General features: G+C 51.7%; 1 rRNA gene. It reads left to right on the top strand.

What is annotated here, in order from left to right:
- Nucleotides 1–689: ribosomal RNA gene (locus AC3WTL_RS25675) — 23S ribosomal RNA — on the top strand; the annotation flags it as partial.

The following is a 689-nucleotide window of genomic DNA, read 5'->3' as shown; positions in this document are numbered from 1 at the left end:
GGTTAAGTTAGAAAGGGCGCACGGTGAATGCCTTGGCACTAGGAGCCGATGAAGGACGGTACTAACACCGATATGCTTCGGGGAGCTGTAAGTAAGCTTTGATCCGGAGATTTCCGAATGGGGAAACCCCCTATCCGTAATGGGATAGGATCCTTATCTGAATACATAGGGTATGGAAGGCAGACCCGGGGAACTGAAACATCTAAGTACCCGGAGGAAGAGAAAGCAAACGCGATTCCCTGAGTAGCGGCGAGCGAAACGGGATTAGCCCAAACCAGGAGGCTTGCCTCCTGGGGTTGTAGGACACTCTATACGGAGTTACAAAGGAACGAGGTAAATGAACAGGTCTGGAAAGGCCGGCCAGAGAAGGTAAAAGCCCTGTAGTTGAAACTTCGTTCCCTCCAGAGTGGATCCTGAGTACGGCGGGACACGAGAAATCCCGTCGGAAGCAGGGAGGACCATCTCCCAAGGCTAAATACTCCCTAGTGACCGATAGTGAACCAGTACCGTGAGGGAAAGGTGAAAAGCACCCCGGAAGGGGAGTGAAAGAGATCCTGAAACCGTGTGCCTACAAGTAGTTAGAGCCCGTTAATGGGTGATAGCGTGCCTTTTGTAGAATGAACCGGCGAGTTACGATTACATGCGAGGTTAAGTTGATAAGACGGAGCCGCAGCGAAAGCGAGTCTGAA

This window comes from Cytobacillus sp. EB106-05-05-XG126 (assembly GCF_058791715.1).
Note: the sequence above shows the minus strand (reverse complement) of the source record. Positions and strands in the feature narration are given on the sequence as shown.